This window comes from Microbacterium sp. PF5 (assembly GCF_004794315.1).
Taxonomy (GTDB): Bacteria; Actinomycetota; Actinomycetes; order Actinomycetales; family Microbacteriaceae; genus Microbacterium; species Microbacterium sufflavum.
In genome coordinates this window covers 1-8,127 of record NZ_SSDQ01000059.1, presented here as the reverse complement: position 1 = coordinate 8,127, position 8,127 = coordinate 1, and the positions used below count along the sequence as shown (strand labels likewise).

The window sequence follows — 8,127 nt, the reverse complement described above, 5'->3', positions numbered from 1 at the left end:
GACCCGGGCGCTCTGCTGCTGGCGCTGCCCGCCGGCCACCCCGTGCACATCCTCTGACGGGGCGGCGCCGGGGTCAGCGCACCTGCACCGTGCCGTCGAGTCCGCCGCCCACGAGCGTGAGGGTGAACGGCGCGTCGTCGTCCACGTCGTCCTCGGGGAACTCGATCACGGTCGCGCGCGGGGCCATGTCCATCGTGCACACCTGGGTGTCGTCGGTGACGAAGGTGACCGTGCCCGCGGAGCCCGAGCCCTCGGCCGATTCCACGACGGGCGGGCATCCGGACGAGCCCCACGTCAGCAGCACCAGCCCGCCGTCGTCGAACCATCCCGCGGACGGCTCGTACGACGTCGGGTCGCCCGGGGTGCCGGTCGCGTCCGGGTCGCCGTCGAGGTCGATGTCATCGGAAACGTCCCCGTAGGTCACCTGGAGGGTGATGTCCTTGGTCGGATCCACGCCCTCCGGCAGCGCGCCGACGCTCGCGCGCGGAGCGAGATCCGCCGTGCACGCCGTCTCCGTCGCGCCGTCGCCCTCGGGTTCGACCAGCGTGACTGACACCGTCTGGCCCTCCGCGGAGACCTGGTCGACCTGGGGCAGGCACGTGGAGGAGCCCCAGCTGACGACCGCGAACATGCGCCCGTCGTCGAGCAGTGCGCCCTCCAGGTCGCCCGAATCGTCACCGCCGCCCGCGTTGCCCGGACCGCTCGACGGCTCCGATGTCGAGTTCGGGGCGGTGTTGCCCGGACCCACCGTGCAACCGGCGAGGAGCAGGGCCGCGGCGAGCGCGGAGGACGCGACGAGGAGGAGCCGGCGAGGAGTCATGCCCTCAGGGTACTCGCGGCATCCTCCCCTGCCTACGGGGCTCGGCCCGCGGGGCCGGTCACTGCAGCGCCGAGGTGAGCCGCGCCAGGTTGTCGAGCACGGTGGACCGCAGCGGCTGCTGCATCCACTCCTCGAGCGTGAGCTCGCGGCTGAGCGACCGGTACTTGTCCTCCACCTCGCGCATCTCCCTGACGAACTCCTCGCCACGGACGAGCATCGACACCTCGAGGTTGAGACCGAACGAGCGCATGTCCATGTTGCTCGAGCCGATCACCGCCACCTCGTCGTCGATCGTGAGGCTCTTGGTGTGCAGGATGTAGGGCTTGCGGTACATCCAGATGCGCACCCCCGCCCGCAGCAGCACCTCGTAGTAGCTGCGCTGGGCGTGGTAGACCATCGCCTGGTCGCCCTCCTCCGAGACGAACAGCTCGACCTGGACGCCGCGATCGACCGCTGCGGTGACGGCCAGCAGCAGCGCCTCGTCCGGGACGAAGTACGGGCTGATGATCATGATCTGCTTCTTCGCCGCGTACAGCAGCGCGAGGAAGAGCCGGAGGTTGTTCTCCACCTCGAACCCCGGACCGGACGGCACGACCTGGCAGTCCAGATCGCCGGAGCCGATGTTGGCGTGCGCGATGTCGATCTCCTGGAGGACCACATCGGTCTCGCTGTACCAGTCGCTCAGGAAGATGGCGTTCACGCTCAGCACGACCGGCCCGTCGAGGCGCACCATGAGGTCGACCCAGTGCAGTCCGCGGCGGATGTTCTTGCGCAGGTTGTAGGTCGAGTCGGTGATGTTCTGCGACCCGAGGAACGCGATGTTCCCGTCGACGACGAGCAGCTTGCGGTGGTTGCGCAGGTCGGGGCGCTGCATCTTCCCCTTGAGCGGCTGCACGGGCAGCATCAGGTGCCAGTCGGCCCCCATCGCGTTGAGTCGTGCGACGGTCTGGCGGTAGCGCGGCTTGCCCCGGTTGGCCCAGTGGTCGAGCAGGACGCGCACCGCGACCCCGCGTGCCGCGACCTCTTCGAGCGCGCGGAAGAAGTTGTCGGTCGATTCGTCGGACTGCAGGATGTAGAACTCGACGTGCACGTAGTCCTGGGCGGTGCGGATCGCCTCCGCCATCTCGTCGAGCGACTCCTGGTAGTCGGAGATCAGGTGCGCGCCGTTGTCACCGGAGAGCGGGAGGGCTCCGAGGCGCTGGTTCATCTGCACGATCGGTCCGAACCACGCGGGGGCGTTCGGACGCAGCGTGCCGAAGTGCAGGTGCTCGCTGGTCTCGGCGATGTACTCGTTGATCTGGTCCTGCTTGCGGCGGCGGGCCCGCGGCAGTCGCGGGTTGCCGATGAGGAGGAAGAGGAACACGCCGACGAAGGGGATGAAGAACACCGCCAGCAGCCACGCCATCGCTGCCGTGGGACGCCGGTTGCGCGGGATCACGATGATGGCGGTGACGCGGATCGTGATGTCGAGGAGCAGGAGGAAGACCGCGAACCACCAGCCCCAGGTCCAGGCTGTCATCGCACCCCCTCGCCCGCATCAGGGGTCATGACCCCGGTGCGCGCCAGACCAGGCACGCTCGCTTCACAGTAGCGGATGGGTCGGACTCAGGTGCGCGGCGGGAGTCCGCGCGCGGCGCGTTCCTCGGCCTCGATCTGGGCGTGCACCTTCCGCTCGGTGCGGTCGAAGCGCAGGATGCCGCGGAGGACGACGACGAACACGATGCTGACTCCGATGGTCGGCAGGAGCGACCATGCCGCGGCGAGCCAGAAGTTGTCCATGACTCCATGGTACGCGAGGGTCTCCTCCACAGAGCCCGGTTCCCACGAATGCTCCCCCGACTGCGGGTTCGCGGCCCGTCACGCGATGCCCACCGGGCGATGCTCTCGGGATGACCACCGTGCTCAACGCCTCCGACTCCGCCCAGTTCCTGGGCATCGTCCCCACCCTCGCCGGGTTCACTCCGCGCCGGAGCATCGTGCTCCTGCCGTTCCGCGGCTCCCGCACCGACGGGGCGATGCGGCTCGACCCGCCCGACGACGCGATGCCCCCCGGCCGCTACGCCGCCTCGGCCGTGCGGCTCCTGCAGCGCGTCCGCGGCACGGACGGCGCCGCCGTCGTCGTGTACACGGACGAGGAGAGCGTCACGACGGCGGACGGCCTGGTGCTGCCCGGCGCCGTGGTGGTGGATCATCTTCTCGCCGGCCTGCGCGGTGCGGGCATGCGAGTGATGGATGCTCTCTGCGTGACGCCGGGCGGGTGGAGCAGCTACCTCGACCGGAAGCCGACGCTGAAGCCGCTCGCCGAGATCGGCCCCACGCCCGCGCACCCCTCGATCGGCGACGTGTCCGGCGACCAGCTCGCGGGAGCCCGGGTTCCGCGCGTGGGGGCACCCGAGCGCCAGCGCGTCGAGCGCGCGCTGACCGGGCTCCGCGGCGCGCTGGACGGGAAGGGCCGCGTGTCCGGTCGGGAGGATCCGCAGGCGCTCGCCGCGCTCGCGCTGCTGGACGACCTCCCCGGGCTCTTCGAAGCGGTGCTGAAGGGCCCGGACACGATCCCGCCCTTCGCCTGGGCGGCGCTGCTCTGGTGCCTTCAGCGCCCCGCGCTCCGCGACGCCGCCCTTGCGCAGTGGGCGAGCGATCGAGAGGGCGGTATCCGTGCGCTCCAGGCGCAGCTCGCCTTCACCGCCTCGGGCAGCCCGATCCCCGACGAGCTCGGGCGGGTGTTCGTCGGCCGCGGACCCGCACCCGATCCGAATCGGCTCCGCAGCGCGTTGCAGGTGGTGCGTCATGCCGCAGCGAGGGCACCACGCACGGCACGACCCGCGCCCCTCACCGCAGCGGCGTGGCTGTCGTGGGCACTCGGCCGCGCCACGCACGCCGGTCGCTACGTCGAGCTCGCGCGCGACATCGATCGGGAGTACAGCCTCGCCATGCTCCTCGAGCGGCTGATCGCCGAGGAGGCGCTACCCGACTGGGCCTTCCGCGGACGGACCCGCCGATGAACGGGTGCCGGTCACTTCACGAGGGGGAAGAGGATGGTCTCGCGGATGCCCAGGCCGGTGATGGCCATCAGCAGACGGTCGATCCCCATCCCCATGCCGCCGGACGGCGGCATGCCGTGCTCGAGTGCCCGCAGGAACTCCTGATCGATCGGCATCGCCTCGACATCGCCACGGGCCGCGAGCTTCGCCTGCTCCTCGAACCGCTCCCGCTGGATGACCGGGTCGACCAGCTCCGAGTACCCCGTCGCGAGCTCGAACCCGCGGATGTAGAGGTCCCACTTCTCCACGACGCCCGCGATCGAGCGGTGCTCGCGCACGAGGGGCGAGGTGTCGACGGGGAAGTCCATCACGAAGGTCGGGCGCACCAGGTCGCCCTTCACGAAGTGCTCCCAGAGCTCCTCCACCAGCTTGCCGTGCGTGGCCTGCGGCGGCACGTCCACACCGTGGGCCTGCGCGAACGAGATCAGGTCCTCCACCGCGTCCTGCGGCGTCACCGTGCGGCCCGACGCCGCCGACAGCGACTCGTACATGGAGATGCGGTCCCACTCGCCGCCGAGGTCGTACTCGGTGCCGTCCGCCCAGGTCACGGTCGTCGAGCCGGAGACCGCGATCGCCGCCTGCTGCACGAGCTCCTGCGTGAGGGCGGCCATCTGGTTGTAGTCCCCGTAGGCCTGGTAGGCCTCGAGCATCGCGAACTCGGGGCTGTGCGTCGAGTCGGCGCCCTCGTTGCGGAAGTTGCGGTTGATCTCGAACACGCGCTCGATCCCGCCGACCACGGCCCGCTTGAGGTACAGCTCCGGAGCGATGCGCAGGTAGAGCTCGGTGTCGAATGCATTCGAGTGCGTGACGAACGGACGCGCCGATGCCCCACCGTGCTGCACCTGCAGCATCGGGGTCTCGACCTCGAGGTAGTCGTGGCTCGCGAACGTCGCCCGCAGGCTGGCGTTCACGGCGGCGCGCGCCCGGACGGTCGTGCGGGCCTGCTCGCGCACGATCAGGTCGAGGTAGCGGCTGCGCACGCGGCCCTCCTCGCTGAGCTCCGCATAGGCGTTCGGCAGCGGCAGGATGGCCTTCGACGCGATCGCCCAGTCGTCCGCCATGATCGACAGCTCTCCGCGGCGGCTCGAGATGACCTCGCCGTGCACGAACACGTGGTCGCCGAGGTCGACGTATTCCTTCCAGTCGGCCAGCGACTCCTCGCCCACGTTCGCGAGCGAGACCATCGCCTGGATGCGGCTGCCGTCGCCGGCCTGCAGCGTCGCGAAACAGAGCTTGCCGGTGTTGCGGCTGAAGACCACGCGGCCAGCCACCCCGACCACGACACCGGTCTCCGCGCCCGCCTCCAGCTCGCCGTATTCCGCACGCAGGGCGGGGATCGAGTGGGTCACCGGCACGCCCACGGGGAACGCGCCGCCCCCCGCATCCGAGCGTCGGGCGATCAGGCGCTCGCGCTTGGCGAGTCGCACCGCCTTCTGCTCGTGGACGTCGTCCTCGGGGGAAGAGTCGGTCGTGGCCGATTCGGGCGCGGCGGACGCGTCAGTCATGTGCGGGGCTCCTTGGAAGTCTCCCCCAGTTTACCGAGGCTCGATGCGGGCCCGCGGCCGTCGCTGGGTAGCCTCGGTGCATGGCCCTCTCCAGGATCGCCCGCGCTTCCGCCGCCCTCGTCCTCGCCGCCGGCGCCATCGTCCTCCCCGTCGCCTCGGCCTCCGCCGCTCCGGCACTCACCTCCGCCCGGTCGGACCGCGCTGCGGTCGCGCCGGCAGCCGCGGCCGCTGCGGTCGCCGCCGACGTGGACGACTTCTCGTACGCGTCGTGGGACGCCACCTACGACCTGAGTCTCGTCGACGGTCGCGCTCGCCTCCACGTGACCGAGACCCTCGTGGCACGGTTCCCTGAGTTCGACCAGAACCGCGGGATCGTCCGGGGCCTCGCGACCTCGTACGAGAACGCCCGCATCGACACCCGCGTGCTGTCCGTCACCGACGGCGAAGGGCGCGACGTCCCGTTCGAGACCGACGACGAGGACGGACTGCTGCTGGTGCTCACCGGCGACGACCAGTACGCGCGCGGCCTGACGACGTATGTGATCGAGTACGAGATGAGCGATGTCGTCCTGGCCACGTCGCCGAGAGACTCCGCGACGCCCGCGGTCGACGAGTTCTACTGGAACCTCCTTCCGCTGGACAGCACGCAGCCGATCGAGCGGTTCGACGCCGAAGTCCACGTGGACGCTGCGCTGGCCGCGAGGCTCACCGGTTCGACCCGCTGCTACCAGGGGCCGGCGGGATCCACGACCGCGTGCACGCTCGACGGTCCAGACCCCACGGGCGACGGCGCCACGTTCCGCACGTCGGCGGCAGACCTTGCGGCCGGGGACGGCGTGACGGTCGCGATCGGGTTCGAGGCGGGCACCGTCCAGCAGCCACCGGCCCGCACGCCTGACCCGGTCGCGGACGTCGGGCCGCTGATAGCGGCGATCGGCGCGGTCGGCGTCGCGGTCGCGGGGTGGCTCGCCGTTGCAGGTTTCACCCGACGTCGCCGCCGCGCGACGGGGATCGTCGTCGCCCAGTACGACGTGCCCGACACGCTGCCGCCGCTCGTCGCCGCCGCGGTCATCCCGAAGGCGCAGGATGTGACCCCCGCGGAGATCGTGCACCTCGCGGTTCGCAAAGCGCTGCGCATCGAGGAGGGGGACAGCCCCGAGCAACCCCGACTTCGCCGTCTTCCTGCTGGTTCCGCACCGGACGAGCTCGATGCGGCCGCCCTCGACGCCCTGTTCCACGGCGCCGACGCGGAAGGCGTGGTCGACCTGCCGACCGCGAGCGAGAGCTTCGCCGCCCGCATGTCGGCGCTCACCACCGCCGGGTCCACGGCCGCCGCCACGCGGGGCCTCACGGAGCGGGCCCGGAGTCGCGGCGCCGTCGTCGTGCAGTGGTGTGCCATCGCGATCGCGCTGGCGGGCCTCGGGGTGGGCATCTGGGCCGTGGCGAGCGGGCGGCTGGCCGCGATCCCGGCGCTCGTCGCCGCGGCGTTCGCCGTGGTGCTGGTCGGCATCGCCGCCTTCTACTCGTTCTCGAAGCACACCGTGCTCACCCCGGAGGGTGCCCGGACGCTCGAGTACCTCCAGGGCGTGCGCGAGTTCATCCGCGTGGCCGAGGAGGACCGGCTGCGCATGTTGCAGTCGTACACCGGTGCGGAACGCCGTGAGGTCGATGGTGCCGAGGTGATCCACGTGTATGAGCGACTGCTGCCGTACGCGATGCTGTTCGGGATGGAGGACGAGTGGGGCGAGGTCCTCGAACGCGCCTACACCCGAGAGCAGCGCGGCGCGGCCTGGATCGGCGATCCCACCTCGCTCGCGCTGCGCGTGCAGCTCGCGGCGTTCATGTCGTCGTCGCAGTCGGCGGCGACGTACACGGCGCCGACGACCGGGTCCTCGTCGAGCGGCGGATCGTTCGGCGGCGGCTTCTCGGGCGGCGGGGGCGGCGGCGGCTTCTCGGGCGGACGGTGAGCGCCGTCAGATCAGGGGTGGCGGCTCGGACGACTCGCGCAGCGCCCGCTCCACCGTGGACTGCACGAGCGCAGACAGGTACCCCCCGGGATTGTCGACGCCGATCTCCCGCAGCCGGGACGTGGACTGCCCGATGATCGACCGCGAGAACTCGGTCACAGTCGCGATCGCATCCGCGTACGCAGGCCGGTCCGCGTCCGCGATCACCACCGGTTCGCAGCCCATCTCCACGGCCAGCGCCTGCGCGATGGGAAGGACGGCCGCGGGAGCGGTCACCGCGGCATAGCCGGCCTGCAACTGACGGAGATCGATCGATGTCCCGGTGAACGTGATCGCCGGGTGCACCGCCAGCGGGATCGCTCCGCGCTCAGCGGCAGGACGGAGCACCTCGATGCCGTGCGCCGCATCGGTGTGCAGCACCAGCTGACCCACCTGCCACCCACCCACTTCGGCGATGCCGGCGACAAGCGCCGGGAGCTGCTCGGAGGGCACGGCGAGGATCACGAGCTCGGCCCGGCGGACGACCTCCTGCGTCTCGAGCACGGGCACACCGGGGAGCACGGCCGAGGCTCGTTCGTCGTCGGATCCACTGGTCATACCGACGACGGCGTGACCTGCACCGGCGAGCGCAGCGCCCAGCACGGGCCCGACGCGACCTGCACCGACGATGCCGACGCCCAGCCGGCCGTCCCGCACGGCGCTCATTCCTCGGTCGGAGCCGGCCTCGACGACCGGCGGGTCGGCGGAACCACGGGCGGCGTCGGCGGCGGCTGCACCGCGGGAGGCTGCACCGG

Annotated in this window: 7 protein-coding genes; 2 read left to right on the top strand and 5 right to left on the bottom strand. The window is 71.3% G+C overall.

Annotated features, from left to right (window positions below):
• Positions 1 to 73: 73 nt before the first annotated feature.
• The 3 genes from DW297_RS03930 to DW297_RS18770 form a co-directional block, all read right to left on the bottom strand.
• Positions 74 to 820 (bottom strand): hypothetical protein, encoded by a 747-nt coding sequence (locus tag DW297_RS03930; protein WP_136029581.1) that lies wholly within the window; start codon positions 818 to 820, stop codon positions 74 to 76.
• 58 nt (positions 821 to 878) lie between these two features.
• A complete protein-coding gene (cls, locus tag DW297_RS03925; protein WP_136029579.1) occupies positions 879 to 2,339 on the bottom strand; it encodes a cardiolipin synthase in 1,461 nt (486 codons plus the stop codon).
• Positions 2,340 to 2,425: 86 nt separating this feature from the next.
• Positions 2,426 to 2,599, bottom strand: a complete 174-nt coding sequence (locus tag DW297_RS18770; RefSeq protein ID WP_168387235.1) for a hypothetical protein — start codon at positions 2,597 to 2,599, stop codon at positions 2,426 to 2,428.
• A 110-nt stretch (positions 2,600 to 2,709) separates the two neighbouring features.
• Here DW297_RS18770 and DW297_RS03920 point away from each other — a divergent pair, with 110 nt between their 5' ends.
• Positions 2,710 to 3,822: a DUF4192 family protein gene (locus DW297_RS03920; RefSeq protein WP_136029577.1), complete on the top strand. Its 1,113-nt coding sequence runs from the start codon at positions 2,710 to 2,712 to the stop codon at positions 3,820 to 3,822.
• 11 nt (positions 3,823 to 3,833) lie between these two features.
• On the opposite strand, the gene lysS is transcribed toward DW297_RS03920, so the two are convergent.
• Positions 3,834 to 5,366: a lysine--tRNA ligase gene (gene lysS, locus DW297_RS03915; protein WP_136029575.1), complete on the bottom strand. Its 1,533-nt coding sequence runs from the start codon at positions 5,364 to 5,366 to the stop codon at positions 3,834 to 3,836.
• Between the two features lie 80 nt (positions 5,367 to 5,446).
• On the opposite strand from lysS, the gene DW297_RS03910 reads away from it, so the two are divergent.
• Positions 5,447 to 7,333 (top strand): DUF2207 domain-containing protein, encoded by a 1,887-nt coding sequence (locus tag DW297_RS03910; RefSeq protein WP_136029573.1) that lies wholly within the window; start codon positions 5,447 to 5,449, stop codon positions 7,331 to 7,333.
• A 6-nt stretch (positions 7,334 to 7,339) separates the two neighbouring features.
• Here the strand turns inward: DW297_RS03910 and DW297_RS03905 are convergent, their stop codons facing one another.
• Complete coding sequence (locus tag DW297_RS03905; RefSeq protein ID WP_136029583.1) at positions 7,340 to 8,038, bottom strand: DUF2520 domain-containing protein; 699 nt, start codon at positions 8,036 to 8,038, stop codon at positions 7,340 to 7,342.
• Between the last annotated feature and the right edge of the window lie 89 nt (positions 8,039 to 8,127).